Origin of the sequence: Nitratidesulfovibrio sp. HK-II (genome assembly GCF_003402415.2) — a bacterium.
Taxonomy (GTDB): Bacteria; Desulfobacterota; Desulfovibrionia; order Desulfovibrionales; family Desulfovibrionaceae; genus Cupidesulfovibrio.
On the sequence record NZ_AP036014.1, the window covers coordinates 2,491,452 to 2,512,531 of the forward strand.

The following is a 21,080-nucleotide window of genomic DNA, read 5'->3' on the forward strand; positions in this document are numbered from 1 at the left end:
GCGGGAAACAACCTTGCTTCGGGCCCAACGCCCTGCCCTGGATTTTCCCGAATTTTCCTGATGTTGGCGCAAGGCGCGCCGACACGGTGCGATTCCGCCCAACACGAAGAAACGGCACGGGCAAGCGCGGCGACGTCATGCCGCTTCGTGCGCTTGCGCACGATCAGCCGGGCTGGCGCAGGGGATACCGGCCGCAGGTGAACCGTTCGCCTTCTGGGCAGTAGCCCAGCCGCTCGCACTTGGCCCCGGCCACGGCGAACAGTTCCGGCAGCACGCCCCGGCACAGGGCCAGCATGGCGTCGGCCATGGCCCGTATCTCCCACTGGGCGCGCATGCAGCAGCGGTGTTCGAAGAAGTTCAGCAGGCTGCGGCAGTTCATGGTCAGCACGATGCGCGTCTCCGCCGCCTGGGGCAGCACGAAGCGGGCATCCTCGTTGGACTTCGCCCCGGCCCGGCCGTCGGCTTCCAGCAGGGCCTTGATGTCGCGGTAGGCATCGCCGATTTCGGCCATGCACTGCTCGAAGCGGGCCAGGGCCTGCGGGTTGCGGGCGATGGCCGGGGGCAGCACGTAGTCGAAGTTGCTGCCGTCCACGTAGCGCTGGCTCTGCTGCGAGTACGAGGCGATGCGGTGGCGCACCAACTGGTGGGTCAGCGCGCGGGACACCCCTTCCGCCGCGAAGGTGAAGCTGACGTGCTCCACCGGGCTGGCATGCCCCGACTCCATCACCGAGGCCACGAACTGGGCCTGCTTCTCGCGCGCGATCTCGCCGGACAGCAGGCGCGGCCACATGTCGGCCACGAACCCGGAATGATAGCACTGGCGAAAGGCGGCATAGATGAGCGAGAGCGGTTCGGGGGTATGGGTCAGCAGTTCGACCCGCAGCGTCGTCTTGGGCATGGAGGTTCCGTCTTCGGCCATGCGGCCGGGTGATGGTTGCGGTTGCGGTTCGCGTCTGGCGACACGCCAGACAAGGGGCAGGCAAGGAGCCTGCAGGGGCGGCAAAGACCTGGCTGGCTCCCGGCAGGGCCGGGGTCAGGCCAGCAGGTTGAGATGCCGGTAGGCCTTGGCCGTGGCCACCCTGCCGCGCGGGGTGCGCTTCAGAAAGCCGCACTGAATCAGGTACGGTTCGTAGATGTCCTCGATGGTGCGCACCTCTTCGGAACAGGCCACGGCCAGGGTCTTCACCCCCACCGGCCCGCCGCCGAAGTGCTCGATGAGCACGGACAGCAGCTTGCGGTCCATCTGGTCGAGGCCGCTCTCGTCCACGTCCATGCGCCCCAGCGCGGCGGATGCCTGCTCCGGGGTGATGGTGCCGTCGCCATGCACGGCGGCGAAGTCGCGCACCCGGCGCAGCAGGCGGTTGGCGATGCGCGGGGTGCCGCGCGAGCGGCGGCCTATCTCCACCGCTCCCTGCGGGGTCAGCCTGGCCCCCAGGATGCGCGCCGTGCGCGCCACGATGCGGGCCAGGTCGTCCGGGCTGTAGAATTCCAGGCGGCTGATGATGCCGAAGCGGTCGCGCAGGGGCGACGACAACAGGCCGATGCGCGTGGTGGCCCCCACCAGGGTGAACGGCTCGAGGTCGATCTTCACCGTGCGCGCCCCCGGCCCCTGGCCGATGACCAGATCGAGCTTGAAATCCTCCAGCGCGGGGTACAGCACTTCCTCGACGGCCACGGGCATGCGGTGGATTTCGTCCACGAACAATATGTCGTGCCGCCCGAGGTTGGTCAGGATGGCGGCAAGGTCGCCGCTGCGCTCCAGCACCGGGCCGGAGGTGGACACCAGGTTCACCCCCAGTTCCGCCGCGATGATCTGGGCCAGGGTGGTCTTGCCAAGGCCGGGGTTGCCGTAGAACAGCAGGTGGTCCATGGCCTGGCCGCGTTCGCGCGCCGCCGCCACGTACACCTTGAGGTTGGCCCGCAGATCGTCCTGCCCGATGAAGTCGTCGAGGCTGCGCGGCCGCACCGTGTCGTCCATGCAGATGCTGGCGCATTCCTCGCCGGGCTTCCTGGCCTCCGCCGTCATCAGCGCCCCCTCGCCAGGGCTTTCAGAGCCGCGCGCAGCGCCCCGGCCACGTCAAGGTCCGGCTCGGCCTTCAGCGCTTCCTTCAGCACCGGCGCGGCCTCGTCCTCCAGGTAGCCCAGGTTGCCAAGCCCGGCCAGCGCGTCGCGGAACACCCCGCCCGGCGCGGCCCCGCCCGCCAGCGCCAGGCCTGCGGGCAGATCCTCGACTTTCAGTTTGTACTTCAATTCCAGAAAGATGTGCTGCGCGGTCTTCTTGCCGATGCCGGACACCCGCGTCAGGGCCAGCACGTCGTCGTCCACCACCAGGCGGCGCAGGTCGTCGGGGCGGAACTGCGAAAGGATGGCCAGCGCCGTTCGCGCCCCCACCTTGCTGATGGTGGTGAGCACCATGAAGGTCTGCCGCTCGTCCCAAGTGGAAAAGCCGAACAGCTCCAGGGCGTCCTCTCGCACTTCCGTCCGCACGTGAAAGGCCACCTGCCCGCCCCGCTCCGGCAGGCGCGCCAGGGTGTGCGCGGGCAGGTGCACCTCGTACCCCACGCCCCCTTCCGTCACCACCACGCAGGCGTTGCCGGAGATTTCGGCAACGCGGCCCTCGACATACGCGATCATCGTTCCACCTCTCGCGCGCACCCTACACAAAAAGCGACCGGGCCGGAAGAAGGACGCGCACACCCGGCCTGCAGGGTCCGCGCCATGCGCACGCCGGAAAAGTTTCCCTTTTCCCGGATAACGCCCTTGGTACACGGCCGAAAATCCCGTAACATCCCCGGAACGCCGCAGCAGGCAAAATAACGCCCCGGAGCCCGGTCCATGCCCTTGCCATCATCCCCGCTCGCGCTGTTCCGCCACCACGCGGAACGCACGCCCGTCCGCCTGCTGCTGGCCATGCTGTTGATGCTGCTGGCGCCCGTGCTCTACACGGCGGACAGGTACGCGGACATGTGGGCGGCCCACGCCCTGAACGACCTGCTGGCCGAGGCGCACAAGCGTCTGGCCTTGCGCCAGCGCGCCATGAACGACGAATTCGAGTTGGCCTTCACCAGCCTGCACAAACTGCCCGATCTGCTGGCCCATGACGAACGGATTCGCGAAGAAGTGGTTCCCCGGCCGGAGGCGGCCCCAACCACGCCCGCCCATACCCCCGCCGCCCGGCGCGGGCCCCTGAACGCCTTCCTGAAGACCTTCGCCGAAACCATGGGGCTGCAATTCGCCTGGGTGATGGACCACACCGGCACCTGCATCGCCGCCAGCAACCACGACACGCCAGAGAGCCTGATCGGCACCAACTACGCCGACCGCACCTACTTCACCGCCGCCATGGCCGGTGAACGGGGCAGCCAGTTCGCCGTGGGCCGCGTCTCCAGCGTGCCGGGGTTCTTCTTCGCCTCGCCGGTGCGCCAGTATGGCGCGGTGCTGGGCGTGGTTGCTGTGAAGACCGACCTGCCCACCCTTTCCCGTCGGCTGCGCCTGGATGCCGCCTTCGTCACCGACGAGCAGGGCGTGGTGGTGCTGACCAACGACAAGGCGCACATCTTCCATGCCCTGCCCGACGCCCCGGTGCGCGACATGCCTGTGTCGGCGCGCATACTGCGCTACAAGCGCGAGGCGTTTCCCGAACTCTCGCTGCGCCCCTTCGTGGCGCCGGGCGTGCCGGACGGTCACGGGCTGATGCTCGTCGGCGACACCACGCGGCCCGCGCTCCGGGGCGTGGTCCACCGTCCCCAGGACGGCCTTTCGCTGCACGTGGCCGAGGATGTGGGCGAGGCCCTGACCCTGGACGACCGGCGGCGGGTGCGCTTTCACTTCGCCGCGTTGAGTGGGCTGGCCACCTTGGGCGCCCTGCTTGCCGCCCTCGTGCATACCCTGCACAACCGGGCTCAGCTGCGCCTCATCGCGGACAACAACGAGGCCCTCACCCGCCTGAACGAGGAGTTGCGCCGCATAGCGGAACGCGACCACCTGACCGGCTGCTTCAACCGGCGGCGGCTGGACGAGGCCATGAACGCGGAGCTGGCCCGCAGCGCGCGCAGCGGGCATCCCCTGGCCCTGGCCATGCTGGATCTGGACCACTTCAAGGCCGTCAACGACCGCTACGGGCACGGCGTGGGCGACACCATGCTGGCCCACGTGACGGACATCATCCGCCGCCAGCTGCGCGAGCCCGACCTGTTCGCCCGCGTGGGCGGCGAGGAATTCGCCCTGCTGCTGCCCGACACAACCGAACACGACGCCGTGGCCCTGCTGGAACGGGTGCGCCGCAAGGTGGAGGAAACGCCCCTGAACCATGAGGGCGAGCCCATTCCCATGACGGTCAGCGCGGGCGTCGCCGAGGCCCGGCCCGACATCGAGCCGGACCGCTGGATGCGCAAGGCCGACGCCGCGCTGTACATGGCCAAGCACTGCGGCCGCAACCGCATTACGCGGGCATCCGACGTGCCGGAGGGCATGGCCCCCGGCGCGACGGACAACGCGGAGTGCCGCATGACCGGGAATGGCGGGGATTCCGGCACGCCGGGCCCGGCCTGAGGCGCTGCCCGCTGTCCCCGGTTTCCGCAGCAGACAGCCGCAAAAACATCGGCCGCCCGGTGATGCCGGACGGCCGATGCTTTTCTTCATGAAGGCTGCCGCCGCTGTCGGCGGCTCGGGCGACATGGCCCGATCCGTCCACCCTCTGTCGTGTCAGGCGCGGGCCAGACGGGCCAGGCGGCGGGCGTTAAGGTGGCACACGGCCGCCGCCAGCGCGTCGCCCGTGTCCAGCCCCCAGCCGCCCTTGGCGCCCAGCACGCGGGCCACCATGAAGCTCACCTGCTCCTTGTCCGCCCCGCCAGTGCCCACCAGGGCCTTCTTGATTTCCGAGGGCTGGTAGTCGGCCACCAGCACCCCGTGGGCGGCGCAGGCGGCCACGGCCACCCCGCGCGCCTGCCCCAGCTTGAGGGCGGTGGCCACGTTGCGGGCGGCGTGCACGTTCTCTATGGCGGCCTCGTCCGGTGCGTACCGGCCCACCAGGGCATGCAGTTCGCGGAACAGATGGCCCAGCCGGGCGGCGAAAACGTCGCCCTTGGGACGGATGGCCCCGCAGTCCACCAGGGTCAGCACGCCGGACGCCTCGCGCACCACCCCCCAGCCGGTGCACTGCGAACCGGGGTCGATGCCGATGACGGTGACGCCGTTCCCCGCTCCGGAGGGAGCGGAAGGAACCACCTCGGGCGGGGCGAACTGGACGGGCGGGGCGGTCTTGCGGGGGGGCATGCGGCGTCTCCGGGCGGAAGCCGGGTAGGTGCTTGAAGGAACGAGGCAGACGCGGAACCTTGCGTTTCCGCAGTGCGGGCGCGGGGCGGCCCGCTCGCCCGCACCGTGCGCCGTCCCCACGAAGGGGTACGAAGAGGGCGGAAACGCCGGAGCCCGCGCGTGGCGGGCTCCGGGGCATGACTCTCGGGGGCTATTCCAGTTCGGCCAGCACTTCGTCGGGCAGGTCGAAGTTGGCGTGCACGTTCTGCACGTCGTCGTTGTCTTCCAGGGCGTCCACCAGGCGCATCAGCTTGCGGCCGGTTTCCGCGTCCACTTCCACCGTGTTCTGGGGGATCATGGACAGTTCGGCGGAGTCCATCTCCATGCCCGCGGCTTCCAGCGCATCGCGCACGGCGGCGAAGTCGGACACGGCGGTGTGGATTTCCCAGGTGCCGCCCTCGTCGCGCACGTCGTCGGCGCCCGCTTCCAGCGCGGCTTCCATCACCTGATCCTCGGTGTACTTGCCGCCGTCCAGGGTGATCACGCCCTTGCGCTCGAACATCCAGCCCACGCACCCGGCCTCGCCCATGGAGCCGCCGTGCTTGGAAAGAATGTGGCGCACTTCGGCCACGGTGCGGTTGCGGTTGTCGGTGGCCGCTTCCACGATCAGGGCCACGCCGCCGGGGCCGTAGCCCTCGTACGAAATTTCGATGATGTCGCCGCCAGCCAGTTCGCCGGTGCCCTTCTTGATGGCGTTGTCGATCTTGTCCTTGGGCAGGTTAACTGCCTTGGCGGCCGCGATGGCGGCGCGCAGGCGGGCGTTGCTGGCCGGGTCGCCACCGCCCTTGGCGGCGATGATGATTTCCTTGGCGGCCTTGGTGAACAGCTTGCCGCGCTTGGCGTCCTGACGGCCCTTGCGGTGCTGGATGTTGGCCCATTTGCTATGTCCGGCCATGCGTCCTCCTGGAAGAAATGACTGCGAAAGGGATGTGTGCGGAAACGCCACGACGCGTCACGCGGCGGGCGGCATGCCTGCCCGCGCGTCATCGGTGGCGTGCGTCAGTCCTGCTGTCCGTCGCCCCGGTACCCGAGGCAGACGTAGAATGTTTCCTTGCTTTCGGCCCGCGAACTTTTGGGCTTGAAGGTCTTCATGGTCTCGAAGCGGGCCCGCAGCGCGTCCACCAACGGTTTGACGTCCGGCCCCATGAAAATCTTGACCACGAAACTGCCGCCCTTTATCAGGCAATGGTCCGCCACCGCAAGGGCCTCGACGCACAATTCCAGCGAGCGGGCCTGGTCCGTGAACCTGGTGCCCGTGGTGCGGGGGGCCATGTCGCTGATCACCACATGGAACGGCCCCATGGCGGCCAGCGCATCTTCAAAGGCCTCGGAACGGTTGAACACGTCCTCTTGCATGAAGGTGACATTGGGCGGAAACTGGGTATCGGTGGCTTGCAGGTCGCAGGCCAGCACCCGCCCCTTGGGGCCCACGCGCTCGGCCGCGCCAAGCGACCACGAGCCGGGGGCCGCGCCAAGGTCGAGCACCTTCATGCCCGGCCGGAACAGCTTGAAGCGGTTGTCGATTTCCTTCAGCTTGTAGATGGACCGCGCGGGATAGTTCTCCTGCTTGGCCTTCAGAAAGTAGTGGTCGCGATATGTCTTCATGTGGTCACCCGTGGCCGCTTGTACCCGAAAGCCCTTCGCCCGCCAAGGACCCACATGACACGCCCCCCCCGCCTGCGCATCCCCAACGAGTTGGGCCAGCTCCGCACCCTGCCGGACGATGTTGCGCCGGACGGCGTTGCGGCGGACGGTATGCTGCCGGGCACCTTCGACGTGCTGCCTCCGCGCGGACGGGATGGCGACGCCCCCGCCGAAGTGGTGGTGCTGGGCGTGGGGCCCAACCCGGTCACGACGCGCCGCGCGGTGTCTGCCGCGCTGGCGGGGCTGCGCCCGGGGGCTGTCCCCACCGGGGGGCGCACCGACCTTCCCGTGCGCTTTGTGGAGTGCCCGGCGTTCTTCCATTATATTGATGCGGCATCGTCCGGCACGTGGCGCGCTGGCATCCCTGCCGGATGGACGCAAGCCGCGCCCGACGATTTTTCCCCGCCTCGTCTGGCCCGTGCGCTGGTGGTGGTCTACCGCGAGGCGGAACGGCTGTTCCCCACCTTCTGGGGACCGCTGCTGGGCGCGGCGCGGGCCGTGCGCATGGCCCCGACGCTGGCGCTGCGACCAGAAGACACGATGGCCCACGCGGAACCGTCTTCTCCCCCCCACCGCACCGTGCTGCTGCCGGGCACGGAAGGTTCGCTGCTGCTGCCGGAGCTTGAAGCTGCCCTTGCCGCCGAAGGGCTGACCCCGCGCCGGGTGAACCCGGACACCCTGCAGGCCGACCTGTCCCACCTGCTGGCCGACCAGCGCCCGGCCCTGTTCCTGAGCGTCAATCTGCAAGGGCTGGACGCCTGGGGCGAACGCTTCCACCTGCTGCGTGCCTGCGGCGTTCCCGTGGCCGTGTGGTGCGTGGACAATCCCTTCCACCTGCTCTCGGCCCTGCGCGGGCCGTGGTGGCGCGCGGCGCTGCTGTGCGTCACCGACGCCTCGTTCATCCCCCTGCTGCACGCCCACGGGGCACAACAGGTAATGCATTTGCCGCTGGCCACCGGACCGGAGTTTTTCGGGCCGGAACCGCACGAGGGGGACCTGCCAGCATCCGGGCGGCCCGGAAAAGACGGTGCGGCCGGGTCGGCCCTGTCCTCAACGGCAAGCCAGTCCGCCACCCTCGACCTGAAGCCCGTGGTGTTCGTGGGGCGTTCGGCCTTCCCCGGCAAGGGGGGCTTCTTCGCCGGGCAACGGATTGCCCCGGCCCTGCTGGACGAGGCGCGCGGGCTGCTCGCCGCGCCCGGTCCCCGGCCCGATTTCCACTGGTGGACGGCGCGCCTGGGCATCGACAGGCTGTGGCCCGGCAACGCGGTGCGCGCGGCGGGCCTGGGGGCTGAGGAATGTGCCCTGGCCCGGCGGGTGCGCTGCCTGAACGCCGCCGCCCCGCGCGGGCTGACCGTGTTCGGCGACGACGGCTGGCGGCCGCTGTTGCCGCCGGGCGCGGAGGTTCGCCCCCCCGTGGACTACTATGCCACCCTGCCCGCCGTGTACCGCGCGGCCCGCTGGTCGCTGAACGTCACCAGCCTGCTGCTGCCTGCCGGACTCACCCAGCGCCACTTCGACGTCTGGGCGGCCGGGGGCTTCTGCATCACCGACGACACGCCGGGCCTCGACATTTTTCCCCCGGAACTTCGCCGCGAGATCGCCTTTTCCCCCGCCCGCAGCGGCGGCGAGAACACGACGTCCCCGCCGAAAACGGACGATGCGCCAAGCCTGGGCGCGCTGCTGGACCGGCTGGAGCGCGACCCGACCCTGCGCGGCGACCTTGCTGCCGCGTGGCGGGCGCACATCCTGTCCGGGCACACCTATCGCCACCGGGTGCGCGCCCTGTGTGCGGCGCTGGGGCTGGAGTAGCGGCCAGTCCTGTCCCGGCCCGCCCATGCCCTGGCGGGCGGGGCCGCCGGACGCCCGCACCGCCCGCCCGCGTCGCCAAATTTTTCCGTCCCGGCCTCTTGCAGTCGGGCGGCAACAGGTATATACAGCCTTCTCCTGACTGGGGACGTAGCTCAACTGGGAGAGCGCAGCGTTCGCAATGCTGAGGTCGTGAGTTCAATCCTCATCGTCTCCACCAGCCAAAAACGGGCTTGCCGAGAACATCGGCAAGCCCTTTTCGCTTGCATGACCAAAATGCGACACCGCGTTGCGGAACACTACCCCTCGCGCCCCTGCGACTGCGCCAACTGGGCCAGCAGCAGCGACAAAGGACGGCGCGGGCAGCACAGCCGGTGCGCGGGGGGCCGCAGCCCCGGCGGGGGCGGATGCGGACCGGCCCCGGCCATCTCCGCCGGTTCCACGTATTCGGCGTGGCAGTGACAGCCGATGGAGAACGGCGGCAGCCACGCCGCAATATCCGGCTGGGTGCCCGAAAGCACCATGCCGTGCAGGGCCACGCATTCCGGACAAGCACCGGCCCGGTCCTCGTCGTCCACCACCAGGCGCAGACCGCCGCCCGGCTCGTCGCGCAACCGTTCCAGCACGGCCAGCGCGGCCCCGCGCCATGCCGCGTAGTGGTCCATGAACAGGCCGCATTCCTCGTCGTCCGCGCCCGCCTCTTCCGCCAGGTTCCACACCACCTGCCCGGTCAGCCGGGCCAGCAGGGGATGGCTGTCAATCAGCCTGCCCGAGGCCGGAAGGCCACCGGAATCCTGTCCCGTCGTGGTCATTGCACCTATCCTTTGCGTCCTGCGCCAAAAAATCCCCCGAAACAGCCCCTACGGCTTCACGTAGGCAAACCCCTTGCGCTGCAGGTCCACCAGTTCCACGATACCCGCGGGCACCACGGTGCAGGCCGGATTCAGCCATGCCGTGTCCAGCCCGAAGTGGCGCATGGCGTTGGCGCAGACGCGAATGTCCAGCCCCAGCCCGCGCAGTTCGCGCAGCGGCTCCGCGAAGTCCGGGTCATCCGCGCCCATGAGCCGGATGCCGGGGCCGTTGACCAGCAGCACGCTGGTGAAGGACACGCCATCCAGTGCTTTTTGATAGTTACGCACGTTGCTGATGGCGATGTTCAGTTCCGCCGGGCCGTTGTCGAAATGGAAGACGATGTCGTAGTGCATGGCGCTCCTGCCCGTAATGGTTGACGACGATGACGCCCAAAACACCCCTTAGCGCACCATGCGCCGGTACTCCCCGCTCTCCTGCAACTGCCGCAACCCCGCGTCAAAGGCATCGCGCACGGTCGGGTCGCGGAACACGAAAAAGCGGTCTTGCGCCGGAAAGATGCGATGGATGCGCACCGGCTCATCCACGCCCCTGGCGGCCAACCTGGTGCGATGAAAGGCAAAGATGCGTTCGTCCAGCACGATGACCCGGTCGCGCCGGTGAAAGAACGCCTCCACCTGGGCCCGCTGGTCCACCTGTTCCTCGTAGCGGGGGTTGGCGTCGGCCATGGCCGCGAAGTCCGGCCCCATGAATACCCGCGCATTATGAAAGGCCGTTACCGGCAGGGCCCGCAGATCGGCCAGCGCGTTGATCTCCAGCCCGGCTGCCTCCAGAGAGACCGCCACGTTGCGGTATTGCAGGTACATGTCTCCCAGGGCCAGCCCGGCCACATCGGTATGGCGCCCCACGGGGCCGCAACCGTCCAGCGTGCCCTTGCGCACCAGTTCCAGGGCGCGGGCATGCGGCAGGAACACCGGCACGACACGGTAGCCCGAACGGCCCAGGGCGGCAGCCACCAGGCGGGGCTCCAGCCCGCTCTTGTTGACCATGTCCACGTACGGCAGCGAGGAAGTGCTGAAGCCGATGCGCAGTTCCGGCCCGGCAGGGGCGCTGGCCGCAGGCCCGGCTGCCGGTGCTTCCGCTTCGTCGGCGGCAGCCTTACGGGCGGCGCTCTGGCTGGCGGCATCTTGGCTGACGGCATCCCGAGCAGGCGCCATGGCCTGCCGGACCGAACCGTCGGCCCCCTGAGCGGCCCGCGCGCCGGGCACGCCGCAAGCCAGTGTACAGGCCAACGCCAGCACGGCGCACACGGCCATCCCGCGCAGCACCACCGCCCCCCTGCGTGCCCTGTGCCCCCAGTATGTCATCGCAATGCGCCTGCCTTCGCATGGGCATGGTAGATAGTGTCAGGCAGAATACCCCGCCATGCACGTGGCGGCAAGCCGCCGCGGCTTGCCTTTTCCTCTCGTATGGCTATGCTCGGGGCGTCGCATGACACGGACTGCGCCGTCAGGAGGCGTGCTGTCCTTATACCCGGCCCCGGCCGGGTTTTTTGTTGGCCAACGACCGCCGCGCGCGGCAGCAGGAGCCCCCATGTTCACTCCGTTCATCACCGCCACATCCACCCTGTCTGGCGTATCCGGCACGTCTGGCGCATGGCTCGCCCTGTTCGCCGCAGGCCTGTTCGAAGTGGGATGGGCCGTGGGCCTCAAGTACGCCCAGGGCTTCACCCGCCCGCTGCCCTCCCTGCTCACCATCGCGGCCATGGCCGTCAGCCTGTACCTTCTGGCCGTGGCCCTGCGCCACCTGCCGCTGGGCACCGCCTACGCGGTGTGGACCGGCGTGGGCACGGTGGGCACCGCACTGCTCGGCATCGCGTTGTTCGACGAACCCGCCAATGCAGCCCGCCTGGCCTGCATCCTGTGCATCGTGGCGGGCATCGCCGGACTCAAGTTGCTGGCCGGACGCTGACCCACGACCAAGCCCGCAGCACGATGCGGCAGACCCTTTTCCACCGCACCGCGCGCCGCGCTTGCGAAGGCGCGCCCCAACGCCACCCTTCACGGCAATGATGTCGCACCGTTGGCGCAGCCACTCATCACACTGGATGACACGACGCACCAGTGCATTGTACAATTATACACTGCAGTGTTTGCTCACATAATCAAATTATGATCGTCACTCATTTCACAAAAGGCCTTTCCACCTTTTTCGGATTAGATCAATCGGCTGACGACTCTTTTGGCAAATCTTTTGTACTTGCAGGATGATCCGATCAACTCTCAAAATTTTTTCCCAACGGCGAAAAAAATTGGTCGCGCGGTCAAACATGAGCAGGGACACGCTTTTTTCCCTGCCGGGGCCTCTTTTGTACCGCATGTTCACAATCATGGGGGTTGAAAGAAGTCGCCGGGCAAAATATGGTGGGCTCACGAATTGGTTGGTTAACCAATTTGCATCATACACGCTCAACGACGGAGACTCGCATGACCACCGCTCCGCCTGTCGCCGAACTGCCGTTCCTGGCCATGCTGGGGGCACTGCTGCTGCTCGGCGGCGCCGTGTCGGCCCTAGCGGCACGCCGACGCCCCTTCACCATGCTGGGCCTGATGTGCCTTTCCGACATCGGCCTCACGCTACTCGGCCTTGGCCTCGGCGGAGCCGCCGGGCTGGTCGGGGGGACCACCCAACTCATCTATCAGATGGCGGCGCGGTGTCTTGCGCTGCTCACCCTTGCGCGCCTGGCCCGCACCGCGGGGTCCGGCTCGCTGGACGACCTGCGCGGCATCCGCGCGGCCCTGCCCCTGACCGGCCTGTTCTTCGGGTTCGCCATGTTCGCGGGCATGGGACTTTCCGTCTTCCTCGTGCCGGACGGGCGGGCCTTCATCCTGCACGCGGCCTTCGCCGCCGGGCACTGGGGCTACGCCGTGGCCGTGGCCTTCGCGGGCATGGCCCTGGCCGCAGCCACCGTGCTATCGGTGCAGGCCATCTGTCTTGAATCCGGCCAGTGGCGCGAATCCGCCCACGTTCCCCATGCCCCGTCCGCCACGTTCCACGTGCTGGCGGGGCTTTTTGCGGCCTTCATCGCCGCGTTCGGCCTGGCCGGGCACGCCGTCACCGCGCAGGTGGCCGCCGCCCTCGGCGTTGCGGCCGACACGCTGCCCGCCTTCGGCGCGCACTGGCACCCGGCGGCGCTGCTGCCCTACGCGGGGGCCTTCGCCGTGTGGTGTATCGGCCTCGTCTCCGGCCGCGCCCGCGCGCTGGCCGGTGTGGCCCTGGTGGCCGCCTCGCTGGCGCTCACCTGGACCGACACCGCCATCGATCCCCTGTCCCGCCTGTTCGGCGTGGTCATCGCGGGCATCGGCCTGGTGGTGGCGGTGTACTCGGTGGGCTACATCCACCACGACCGCCGCGCGGGTGGCTACTGGTTCTTCCTGCTGCTGATGTGCGGTTCGCTCTCGGGCCTGGCCCTTGCGCGCGACTTCGGCGGTTTCTACGTGTTCTGGGAACTGATGACCTTCTCGTCGTACTTCCTGGTGGCCCACGAAGCCACGGACAAGGCGTTCCACGCCGCCGTGAAGTACTTCGTGATGTGCGTGGCCGGGGCCTGCGCCATGCTGCCCGGCTTCATGCTGCTGTCCGCCCAGGCGGGCACGCTGGACTTCGCGGCGCTGGCCGGTCTTGCCGCCACCCTGCCCGCCCCCGTGGTGAAGGGCGCGGTGGTGCTGGCCTTCGTGGGCTTTGCGGTCAAGGCGGGCCTTGTGCCCGGCCACGGCTGGCTGCCCGATGCGCACCCCGCCGCCCCTTCGTCCATTTCCGGCCCGCTCTCGGGCATCCTGACCAAGACCGGCGTGTACGGCACCCTGCGGCTGATGCTGGCGGTGTTCGGCTCCGCCGTGCTGCTCAAGGCCGGGGAATCGGCCGGGGGCTTCAGCTCCATGGGCCTGCTGGTCACCGTCCTCGGCACGGCCACCATGCTCTACGGCGAACTGATGGCCCTAAAGCAGGACGACCTGAAGCGCCTGCTGGCCTATTCGACCATGGGACAGGTCGGCGAGATATTCATGGTCATCGGCATCGGCACCTGGCTGGCCACCACCGGCTCGCTGCTGCACGTGCTGAACCACGCCATCATGAAGAACCTGCTGTTCCTCTGCGCGGGGGGCCTCATCCTGCGCGCGGGCAGCAAGAAGCTGGCGGACCTCGCGGGCATGGCCCGGGTCATGCCGTTCACCGCCGGGTGCATGGTGGTGGGCCTCATTTCCATCATGGGCCTGCCGCCGTTCAACGGCTTTGTCGGCAAGTATCTGATGCTGCAATCGCTGGTGGCCGCCGGTCACCCGGCGCTGGCCGCCGTGCTGCTGCTGGGCAGCCTTGCCGGGTGCGTCTACTACATGCGCATCGTGCGCACGCTGGTCTTCCAGCCTTACACCGGCCCCATGGTACAGGAAGCCCCGGCCTCCATGCGCATGGCCACCGGCGTGCTGGCCGCGCTGTGCCTGGTGCTGGGCGTGCTGCCGCAACTGGGCCTGTCGCTGGTCACCCCCGTGGCCGACATGCTGGCGGGCGCGGGCAAGCTGGACGCCCAGGCCCTGCCCATGCTGGCCGTTACCTGGCATCCCTTCGTGCTCATCCCCATGCTGGGCGCGGTGGTGCCCTTCCTGCTGCGGCACGACCGCAAGGCGGCGGGCCTGGCCACCGCGATCATCCTGGCCGTGGCGGCCATCGCGGTGGTGGCGTTCGGGCGCGGGCTGGATTCCCTGTCCTTCGCCTTCGCGCTCATCGTGCCGGTCATCGGCTGCCTGAACATGTTCTACGCCGTGGGCTACATGGAGCACAGCCACACCCAGTGGCGCTTCTACACGTTCTTCCTGTTCATGGTGGGCGGGCTGATGGGCGTTGCCGCCAGCAACGACCTGTTCGGCTTCTTCACCTTCTGGGAGATCATGAGCTCGTGGAGCCTGTACTTCGTCATCGTGCATGAAGAAAACCCCGCCGCGCTGCGCGAGGGCTTCAAGTACTTCTTCTTCAACGTGTTGGGCGCGGCCTTCCTGTTCCTGGGGGTGGTCATGCTGTCCTCCATGGCGGGCGACCCCAGCTTCGGCGCGGTGCGTTCCGCCCTGCCGACCATGCCGGTGGCCCTGGCCGCCACCGCCGTGGCCCTGATGGCCATCGGCTTCACCATGAAGGCGGCGCAGCTGCCCTTCCGCATCGACGTGCAGATGCACCCGGCAACGGCTCCCACGCCGGTTTCCGGCTACATCTCGTCGGTGCTGCTGAAGAGCGCCCTGTTCGGCCTCGCCAAGCTGTTCTTCGTGCTGGGAGGCGCGGGCTTCTTCACCGGCCTGGCCGCGCAGTGGGGCCAGCCGCAGGTGATGTACGCCATCGCCTGGGTGGGCGGCATCACCATCGTCATGGCCGCCCTGCTGGCCGTGATGCAGTCGGACCTCAAGCTGGTGCTCATCTACTCCACCGTCAGCCAGTTGGGCTACATGGTGGTGGGCGTGGCCCTGGGCACGCCGCTGGGCATGGCTGGCGGCATGCTGCACCTGGTCAACCACGTGCTGTTCAAGGACCTGCTGTTCCTGGTGGCCGGGTCGCTCATCCTGTGCACCCACAAGCACTCGCTGGACGAGTTGGGCGGCATCGGGCAGCGCATGCCCGTCACCCTGACCATGTTCGCCATCGGGGCGCTTTCGGTGGTCGGCGTGCCGCCCACCAACGGCTTCGCCTCCAAGTGGATTCTCTACCACGCGCTGATGGCCGAGGGCGAAGTGGCCCTGGCCCTGCTCTCGCTGGCGGGCAGCGTGCTGACCCTGGCCTACTTCGCCAAGTTCCTGCACTCGGCCTTCCTGGGCCGCCCCTCGCCGGAACTGGCCCACGTGCATGAAGCCCCGCGCATCATGCTGGTGCCCATGGGCATCCTGGCCGCCGGGTGCATCATCACCGGCGTGCTGCCCGGCCTGCCCCTGCTGGCCATCGACATGATGGGCCGCGAACTGGGCTTTGCCGGGCTGGCTGTCGCGCCGTGGGGCGTGGCTTCCGGCGCGGGGGCGTTCAACGCCACCGCCCTGGCCGTGCTGCTGGCGGTTGCCTTCTTCGGCGGGCGCACCCTCCTGCACCGGCTCATCGGCACCGTGCGCACCACAGACATCCACACCTGCGGCGTGGCCATGAAGGCCGACGAGGCCCGCCTTGCCCCGCAGGACATCTACGGCGCACCCCTGGCCCTGCTGCGGCAGCTGGCCCAGGCGGCCGTGCCCGCCCTGAAGCGGAGGTAGACCATGTCCTACGCCACCGAACTCTTCACCCAGACCGGCCTTGGCCTGCTTGGCCTGCTGGTGTTCCCGGGCGGGCTGTTCGCCCTGATGGTGGGCCTGTTCCTGAAGGGACTTGACCGGCGCATCGAGGCGCGCTTGCAGCGCCGCGTCGGCCCGCCCCTGATCCAGCCCTACCTGGATATCGCCAAGCTGTTCACCAAGGAAACGGTCATGCCCGCCTCGGCCAACCGGGCCGCCTTCCTGCTGGCCCCGCTGCTGGGGCTGACCGGCATGGCGGTGTGCGCCGCGCTGCTGCCCGTGCCGGGCGTCAGCGGCGGCCTGCCCGCCATGGGCGACCTGCTGGTGATCTTCTACCTGCTGCCGCTGCCCGCCATCGCGCTGATGGTCGGCGGTTCCGCCTCCAGCTCGCCGTTCGGGGCCATGGGCTTCTCGCGCGAGATGACCCTGATGTTCGCCTACGAAATGCCGCTGCTGGCCGTGATGCTGGCCGTGGCCATGAAGGTGGGCATGGCCACCGGCGGCGGGGCCGAGTTCTCGCTCGCCAACATCGTGAACTATCAACTGACCAACGGCCAGCTGGCCTTCGACCCGGTGATGATTCCGGCCCTGCTGGCCTATCTGCTGTTCCTGCCCGGCACCATGGGCACCGTGCCCTTCGACGTGCCCGAGGCCGAAACGGAAATCATCGAAGGCCCCCTGCTGGAATACTCCGGCCCCGCGCTGGCCTTCTTCCACATCGCCTCGGCGCTCAAGACCGTGGTGGTGCTGGGCCTTGGCGTGGCGCTGTTCCTGCCGGGCACGGTTCCCGGCGGCATGCTCGCCAACATTCCGTGGTTCGTGCTGAAGTGCGCGGTGCTGATGGCCGTTTCGCTGACGCTGGTCAAGTCCGCCACCGGGCGCTTCCGCGTGGACCAGGCCTTCACCTTCTACCTCAAGTACCCCTCGGTGCTGGCACTGGCGAGCCTGGTGCTGGCATGGCGGGGCATGTAGGCGGAGAGGAAACGATATGAACTTCCTGAAGAAGCTCTCCGTGCGGTCGCCGTGGCTGTACCGGATCAACGCGGGCTCGTGCAACGGCTGCGACGTGGAACTGGCCACCACCGCCTGCATCCCCCGCTACGACGTGGAACGCTTGGGCTGCAAGTACTGCGGCAGCCCCCGCCACGCCGACATCGTGCTCATCACCGGGCCGCTGACCGCCCGCGTGAAGGACAAGGTGCTGCGCGTGTGGGACGAGATTCCCGAACCCAAGGTCACGGTGGCCGTGGGCATCTGTCCGGTGAGCGGCGGCGTGTTCCGCGACGGCTATTCCATCGAGGGCCCCATCGACCGTTACATCCCCGTGGACGTCAACGTGCCCGGCTGCCCGCCGCGCCCGCAGGCCATCATCGAAGGCGTGATCAAGGCCCGCGACGTGTGGATGGCCCGCCTCGGATTGCAGGAGTAAGCCATGCTGGGATTCCTGAAGATACTCGCCCGCAACGTGGCCCAGGGGCCGTCCACCGACCCCTTCCCCTTTGCCGAGACGCATACCCCCCGCCGCTTTCGCGGCAAGGTGACCATGGACCCGGCGAAATGCGTGGGCTGCGCCATCTGCCGCCACGTGTGCGCGGGCGGGGCCATCCGCATCGAGCCGCGCGAAGACCGCAGCGGCTACGACTTCACGGTGTGGCACAACACCTGCGCCCTGTGCGGGCTGTGCCGCCACTACTGCCCCACCGGGGCCATCACCATGACCAACGACTGGCACAACGCGCACCTGCAGGAACGCAAGTACGAGTGGGCAGAGCACCACTACGTGCCCTACCTGCGCTGCACCGGGTGCGACGCGCACATCCGCATGCTGCCGCCGGACCTGGCCACCCGCGTGTACGCCAACCATGCCCACGACCTGGACTTCCCGGCGCTGCTGCGCATGTGCCCCAAGTGCCGCCAAGTGGCCGCCGCCACCCGCGCCGCCGCGCTGACCGCGCACGCTGACGAGGCCGCCCCGGCCGACGCGGGCAACGGCAACGGTTCCCGCCCGGCCGCCAAGGCCGCTGCCGCCAACGAAGAAACCACCCCCGCCACCCCCAACGCGGTGAAGGACGGAGGACACAACGATGCTGACACGCCCCGCGCAACTGCAGGCTAAGGCGCTGCTCGACGGGCGGCTGCCCGCCGTTGCGGGCGCCGAGATATCCTGGACCGAGGACGCCCACGGCAACATCTACGGCTGGCTGGTGCTGGACGAGGCCCCGCGCCTTGCCGCCCTGGCCCCGGCCATGGCCCGCTGCCGCCTGCGCCTGTGCACCATGACCGCCTACGACCCCGAGCGCGATCCGGCCAACCCGCAGCGCGCCATCGCCTACCACTTCGACCTGGACGGCCTGACCTTCACGGTCACCGCGCCGCTGGTCATGCCCGAAGCGGATGAGAACGGCGACGTGACCGGCAGGCCCGAGGTGCCCTCCATCACCCCGTGGTTCCGCAACGCCGACTGGAACGAACGCGAGTTCATGGAAATGTACGACATCGCGGTCACCGGCCACCCCAACCCCAGGCGGCTGTTCCTGGACGAGCGGCTGGACGCGGGCGTCATGGGCCAGATGATCCCCCTCTCCACCATGATGAACGGCGCATCCACGCAAGACCTGTGGGAGCGCATCATGTCGGCGAATCTGCCCGAGGGCACCACCGTTGCCACCGCCGTCACCGCCGCCACCAGCGAGGAGACCCAGGCATGAGCGCCCCCGTCCATACTCCCCACATAGACGACCACGTGAACACCGACCCGCGCGCGGGTTTCACCCTGCCCGTGGGGCCGCTGCACGTGGCCCTTGAAGAACCCATGTACTTCCGCGTGAGCGTGGAAGGCGAAACCGTGAAGCATGTCGAGATCACCGCCGGGCACGTGCACCGGGGCATGGAAGCGCTGGCCCTGCGGCGCAACCTGTTCCAGAACATCGTGCTCACCGAGCGGGTGTGCTCGCTGTGCTCCAACAGCCACCCCTTCACCTACTGCATGGCGGTGGAAAACCTGGCGGGCATCGTGGTGCCCGAGCGGGCCCGCTACCTGCGCTCCATGGCCGAAGAAATCAAGCGCATCGCCTCGCACCTGTTCAACGTGGCCATTCTCGCGCACATCATCGGCTTCAAGTCGCTGTTCATGCACGTGATGGAAGTGCGCGAGATCATGCAGGACATCAAGGAGACGGTGTACGGCAACCGCATGGACCTCGCCGCCAACTGCATCGGCGGCGTGAAGTACGACGTGGATGCCGATCTGCTCACCTTCCTGACCCGCAACCTGGACCGCGTGCAGAAGCACGTGGAAGAAATCTACAACATCTACCGCAACGATCCCATGGTGCGCGGCCGTACCGTGGGCGTGGGCATGCTGCCGCAGGACAAGGCGCTGGAATACGCCGTTGTCGGCCCCGTGGCGCGCGGCAGCGGCCTTGCCGTGGACATCCGCAAGGACGTGCCCCACGCCGCCTACCCCCGCCTGGCCTTCGACGTGATCACCGAAACCGGCTGCGACGTGCATTCGCGCGCCATGATCCGCCTGCGAGAAGCCCTGGAATCCATCAGCCTGGTGCGCCAGTGCGCCCGCGACCTGCCCGGCGGCGATACGGTGGCCCGGCTGCCGGAAATCCCGGCGGGCGAGGCCGTGGCCCGCAGCGAGGCCCCGCGCGGCGAGCTGATCTACTTCCTGCGCACCGACGGCACCGACGTGCCCAACCGCCTGAAGTGGCGCGTGCCTTCGTACATGAACTGGGACGCGCTGGGCGTGATGATGCACGACTGCAAGGTTTCGGACGTGCCGCTCATCGTCAACTCCATCGACCCGTGCATCTCGTGCACCGAACGTTAACAACGCGACACGATACGGAATAACGGAGACAGGCGGTCATGCACGAATCGTCCATCGTCGAAGGCATCCTGCGCATCGTCTCGGAAGAGGCGACGCGCCACGGCGCACCCCGCATCAGCCGGGTGAACCTTGCCGTGGGCCTTCTGGCGTGCGTCGAGGAGCGCACCCTGACCGCCTGTTTCGAACTGCTGGCCGAAGGGACGCCCGCCGAGGGCGCGCCGCTGGACGTGCAACTGCTGCCCCTGCGCGGCGACTGCCCCACCTGCGGCGATGTGGAAACCCGCAAGCGGAAATTCTCCTGCCCTTCATGCGGCGGCGACGCCGTGCACTGGACCGGCGGCAGGGAACTGTACATCGCAAGCATAGAAGTGCCCGGCCCGGATGCCACCGACCTTCCGGCAGCGGCGCAAACCACGGAAGGATAGCACCATGACCAATTCGCTCATGCGGTACGTCGTCTTCGCTGAGGCCGACAAGTGCAAGGCATGCAAGAAGTGCGAACTCGCCTGCATTGCCTCGCACAACAACATGACCATCAAGGAGGCGGTGAAGAAGCGTAACCTCTTCCAGCCCCGCGTGCACGTCATCAAGACCGACAGCGTCAAGATGCCCGTGCAGTGCCGCCAGTGCGCCGATGCCCCCTGCGCCCGCGTGTGCCCCACCGACGCGCTGGTCCAGGAAGACGGCGTGGTGGTGATGCGCCAGCAGTACTGCGCCGCCTGCCAACTGTGCGTCATGGCCTGCCCCTACGGCGCCATCGAGCTGTCCTTCATCGGCCTGCCCGAGGAAGGCGCGGCCGACGCCGCCCAGCCCGCGCAGTCCCGCCGTGAGGTGGCCGTGCGCTGCGACGTGTGCGCCGACTGGCGCGCCAAGGAAGGCAAGGACCAGGGCGCCTGCGTGGAAGCCTGCCCGGTGAAGGCCCTGCACATGGTCACCATTGACGAATACCGCGCCATGCAGCGTTAGCGGCCGCCTGACAAGAAATGCCCACAACGGGGCGGGATACTCCCGCCCCGTTTTTTCGCGCCGGGGCCTGTGGCGACAGCAAAGACAGCGCGACGAATCGTCACATACCCTCGCCCCGCGGCTGCGCCCCTGCCCACCCCGCGCTGTTTAGACGCTCAACATGCTGTCACAAAAGGACTTCTTCCAAGTTTCTCCGTCGTCACCATTCCGTAACAAAGCCGCGTTATTTCGTGACGAAATGATGACATCGCCGGTTGCCCGGACGCAGGGGGAAGAGTAGAATTCCCGCGGTCCCGACCGGCCTTTTTTGCGCACGGCGACGGTGCGCATCCGTTCACCCGGCGGGGCCGCCCTCGTGGCCCCATCCGCGACAGCATCCGTGACCACCTTCGTGGCGGGCACCC

Annotated in this window: 20 protein-coding genes and 1 tRNA gene; 12 read left to right on the forward strand and 9 right to left on the reverse strand. The window is 68.4% G+C overall.

Annotated elements, in window-relative coordinates:
• Positions 1–163: 163 nt before the first annotated feature.
• The 3 genes from thyX to ruvA form a co-directional block, all read right to left on the reverse strand.
• Complete coding sequence (gene thyX, locus RVX_RS10380; protein WP_116305793.1) at positions 164–898, reverse strand: FAD-dependent thymidylate synthase; 735 nt, start codon at positions 896–898, stop codon at positions 164–166.
• 135 nt (positions 899–1,033) lie between these two features.
• Positions 1,034–1,978 carry a Holliday junction branch migration DNA helicase RuvB gene (gene ruvB, locus RVX_RS10385; RefSeq protein WP_007527937.1) on the reverse strand — a complete coding sequence of 315 codons (945 nt, stop codon included), beginning with the start codon at positions 1,976–1,978 and terminating at the stop codon, positions 1,034–1,036.
• A 47-nt stretch (positions 1,979–2,025) separates the two neighbouring features.
• On the reverse strand, positions 2,026–2,634 hold the full coding sequence (gene ruvA, locus RVX_RS10390; RefSeq protein ID WP_116305795.1) for a Holliday junction branch migration protein RuvA: 609 nt from the start codon (positions 2,632–2,634) through the stop codon (positions 2,026–2,028).
• 201 nt (positions 2,635–2,835) lie between these two features.
• On the opposite strand from ruvA, the gene RVX_RS10395 reads away from it, so the two are divergent.
• Positions 2,836–4,551, forward strand: a complete 1,716-nt coding sequence (locus tag RVX_RS10395; protein WP_116305796.1) for a sensor domain-containing diguanylate cyclase — start codon at positions 2,836–2,838, stop codon at positions 4,549–4,551.
• 153 nt (positions 4,552–4,704) lie between these two features.
• Here RVX_RS10395 and ruvC read toward each other — a convergent pair whose 3' ends face one another.
• The 3 genes from ruvC to RVX_RS10410 all read right to left on the reverse strand — a co-directional run bounded on the left by ruvC (position 4,705) and on the right by RVX_RS10410 (position 6,918).
• On the reverse strand, positions 4,705–5,274 hold the full coding sequence (gene ruvC, locus RVX_RS10400; RefSeq protein ID WP_230404543.1) for a crossover junction endodeoxyribonuclease RuvC: 570 nt from the start codon (positions 5,272–5,274) through the stop codon (positions 4,705–4,707).
• Between the two features lie 190 nt (positions 5,275–5,464).
• Positions 5,465–6,208, reverse strand: a complete 744-nt coding sequence (locus RVX_RS10405) for a YebC/PmpR family DNA-binding transcriptional regulator (protein WP_116305797.1) — start codon at positions 6,206–6,208, stop codon at positions 5,465–5,467.
• Between the two features lie 104 nt (positions 6,209–6,312).
• Positions 6,313–6,918, reverse strand: a complete 606-nt coding sequence (locus tag RVX_RS10410; RefSeq protein ID WP_116305798.1) for an RlmE family RNA methyltransferase — start codon at positions 6,916–6,918, stop codon at positions 6,313–6,315.
• Between the two features lie 54 nt (positions 6,919–6,972).
• On the opposite strand from RVX_RS10410, the gene RVX_RS10415 reads away from it, so the two are divergent.
• Together RVX_RS10415 and RVX_RS10420 are read left to right on the forward strand one after the other, a co-directional pair.
• Positions 6,973–8,766, forward strand: coding sequence for a glycosyltransferase family protein (locus RVX_RS10415; protein ID WP_116305799.1), 1,794 nt, complete (start codon positions 6,973–6,975; stop codon positions 8,764–8,766).
• A gap of 141 nt (positions 8,767–8,907) precedes the next feature.
• Positions 8,908–8,983: transfer RNA gene (locus tag RVX_RS10420), tRNA-Ala, on the forward strand.
• Between the two features lie 79 nt (positions 8,984–9,062).
• Here RVX_RS10420 and RVX_RS10425 read toward each other — a convergent pair.
• From RVX_RS10425 to RVX_RS10435, 3 genes are read right to left on the reverse strand one after another with little or no spacing between them, the layout of a single operon-like run.
• Positions 9,063–9,575 (reverse strand): hypothetical protein, encoded by a 513-nt coding sequence (locus RVX_RS10425; RefSeq protein WP_116305800.1) that lies wholly within the window; start codon positions 9,573–9,575, stop codon positions 9,063–9,065.
• Between the two features lie 48 nt (positions 9,576–9,623).
• The gene (locus tag RVX_RS10430; RefSeq protein ID WP_116305801.1) at positions 9,624–9,968 is read right to left on the reverse strand and encodes a DsrE family protein; all 345 of its coding nucleotides are present in this window, start codon (positions 9,966–9,968) and stop codon (positions 9,624–9,626) included.
• A gap of 48 nt (positions 9,969–10,016) precedes the next feature.
• Complete coding sequence (locus RVX_RS10435) at positions 10,017–10,940, reverse strand: hypothetical protein (protein ID WP_116305802.1); 924 nt, start codon at positions 10,938–10,940, stop codon at positions 10,017–10,019.
• Between the two features lie 226 nt (positions 10,941–11,166).
• On the opposite strand from RVX_RS10435, the gene sugE reads away from it, so the two are divergent.
• From sugE to RVX_RS10480, 9 genes are all read left to right on the forward strand, one after another.
• Positions 11,167–11,544 (forward strand): quaternary ammonium compound efflux SMR transporter SugE, encoded by a 378-nt coding sequence (gene sugE, locus RVX_RS10440; RefSeq protein WP_116305803.1) that lies wholly within the window; start codon positions 11,167–11,169, stop codon positions 11,542–11,544.
• A 515-nt stretch (positions 11,545–12,059) separates the two neighbouring features.
• Positions 12,060–15,854, forward strand: coding sequence for a complex I subunit 5 family protein (locus RVX_RS10445; protein ID WP_116305804.1), 3,795 nt, complete (start codon positions 12,060–12,062; stop codon positions 15,852–15,854).
• A gap of 3 nt (positions 15,855–15,857) precedes the next feature.
• Positions 15,858–16,844, forward strand: coding sequence for a respiratory chain complex I subunit 1 family protein (locus tag RVX_RS10450; protein WP_116305805.1), 987 nt, complete (start codon positions 15,858–15,860; stop codon positions 16,842–16,844).
• 16 nt (positions 16,845–16,860) lie between these two features.
• Positions 16,861–17,301, forward strand: a complete 441-nt coding sequence (locus tag RVX_RS10455) for an NADH-quinone oxidoreductase subunit B family protein (RefSeq protein ID WP_007527825.1) — start codon at positions 16,861–16,863, stop codon at positions 17,299–17,301.
• Between the two features lie 3 nt (positions 17,302–17,304).
• Positions 17,305–17,988 carry a 4Fe-4S dicluster domain-containing protein gene (locus RVX_RS10460; protein ID WP_116305806.1) on the forward strand — a complete coding sequence of 228 codons (684 nt, stop codon included), beginning with the start codon at positions 17,305–17,307 and terminating at the stop codon, positions 17,986–17,988.
• Entirely contained in the window at positions 17,957–18,580 is a 624-nt protein-coding gene (locus RVX_RS10465) for an NADH-quinone oxidoreductase subunit C (RefSeq protein WP_116305807.1), read from the forward strand. The genes RVX_RS10460 and RVX_RS10465 overlap by 32 nt, the downstream gene beginning before the upstream one ends.
• Positions 18,577–19,710, forward strand: coding sequence for a nickel-dependent hydrogenase large subunit (locus RVX_RS10470; RefSeq protein WP_172596561.1), 1,134 nt, complete (start codon positions 18,577–18,579; stop codon positions 19,708–19,710). Before RVX_RS10465 ends, RVX_RS10470 begins: the two co-directional genes overlap by 4 nt.
• Before the next feature lie 38 nt (positions 19,711–19,748).
• Complete coding sequence (gene hypA, locus RVX_RS10475; RefSeq protein WP_007527817.1) at positions 19,749–20,135, forward strand: hydrogenase maturation nickel metallochaperone HypA; 387 nt, start codon at positions 19,749–19,751, stop codon at positions 20,133–20,135.
• 4 nt (positions 20,136–20,139) lie between these two features.
• Positions 20,140–20,676 (forward strand): 4Fe-4S dicluster domain-containing protein, encoded by a 537-nt coding sequence (locus RVX_RS10480; RefSeq protein WP_116305808.1) that lies wholly within the window; start codon positions 20,140–20,142, stop codon positions 20,674–20,676.
• The last annotated feature ends 404 nt before the right edge of the window (positions 20,677–21,080 follow it).

Bases quoted from the DNA above. Each gene is read 5' to 3' on its own strand.
- RVX_RS10450 (WP_116305805.1), top strand. From the start codon at position 15,858: ATGTCCTACGCCACCGAACTCTTCACCCAGACCGGCCTTGGCCTGCTT.
- RVX_RS10445 (WP_116305804.1), top strand. From the start codon at position 12,060: ATGACCACCGCTCCGCCTGTCGCCGAACTGCCGTTCCTGGCCATGCTG.
- hypA (WP_007527817.1), top strand. From the start codon at position 19,749: ATGCACGAATCGTCCATCGTCGAAGGCATCCTGCGCATCGTCTCGGAA.
- ruvC (WP_230404543.1), bottom strand. From the start codon at position 5,274: ATGCCCCCCCGCAAGACCGCCCCGCCCGTCCAGTTCGCCCCGCCCGAG.
- RVX_RS10405 (WP_116305797.1), bottom strand. From the start codon at position 6,208: ATGGCCGGACATAGCAAATGGGCCAACATCCAGCACCGCAAGGGCCGT.
- ruvB (WP_007527937.1), bottom strand. From the start codon at position 1,978: ATGGACGACACGGTGCGGCCGCGCAGCCTCGACGACTTCATCGGGCAG.
- ruvA (WP_116305795.1), bottom strand. From the start codon at position 2,634: ATGATCGCGTATGTCGAGGGCCGCGTTGCCGAAATCTCCGGCAACGCC.
- RVX_RS10460 (WP_116305806.1), top strand. From the start codon at position 17,305: ATGCTGGGATTCCTGAAGATACTCGCCCGCAACGTGGCCCAGGGGCCG.
- RVX_RS10470 (WP_172596561.1), top strand. From the start codon at position 18,577: ATGAGCGCCCCCGTCCATACTCCCCACATAGACGACCACGTGAACACC.
- RVX_RS10425 (WP_116305800.1), bottom strand. From the start codon at position 9,575: ATGACCACGACGGGACAGGATTCCGGTGGCCTTCCGGCCTCGGGCAGG.
- sugE (WP_116305803.1), top strand. From the start codon at position 11,167: ATGTTCACTCCGTTCATCACCGCCACATCCACCCTGTCTGGCGTATCC.
- RVX_RS10455 (WP_007527825.1), top strand. From the start codon at position 16,861: ATGAACTTCCTGAAGAAGCTCTCCGTGCGGTCGCCGTGGCTGTACCGG.
- thyX (WP_116305793.1), bottom strand. From the start codon at position 898: ATGCCCAAGACGACGCTGCGGGTCGAACTGCTGACCCATACCCCCGAA.
- RVX_RS10395 (WP_116305796.1), top strand. From the start codon at position 2,836: ATGCCCTTGCCATCATCCCCGCTCGCGCTGTTCCGCCACCACGCGGAA.
- RVX_RS10435 (WP_116305802.1), bottom strand. From the start codon at position 10,940: ATGACATACTGGGGGCACAGGGCACGCAGGGGGGCGGTGGTGCTGCGC.
- RVX_RS10465 (WP_116305807.1), top strand. From the start codon at position 17,957: ATGCTGACACGCCCCGCGCAACTGCAGGCTAAGGCGCTGCTCGACGGG.
- RVX_RS10415 (WP_116305799.1), top strand. From the start codon at position 6,973: ATGACACGCCCCCCCCGCCTGCGCATCCCCAACGAGTTGGGCCAGCTC.
- RVX_RS10480 (WP_116305808.1), top strand. From the start codon at position 20,140: ATGACCAATTCGCTCATGCGGTACGTCGTCTTCGCTGAGGCCGACAAG.
- RVX_RS10410 (WP_116305798.1), bottom strand. From the start codon at position 6,918: ATGAAGACATATCGCGACCACTACTTTCTGAAGGCCAAGCAGGAGAAC.
- RVX_RS10430 (WP_116305801.1), bottom strand. From the start codon at position 9,968: ATGCACTACGACATCGTCTTCCATTTCGACAACGGCCCGGCGGAACTG.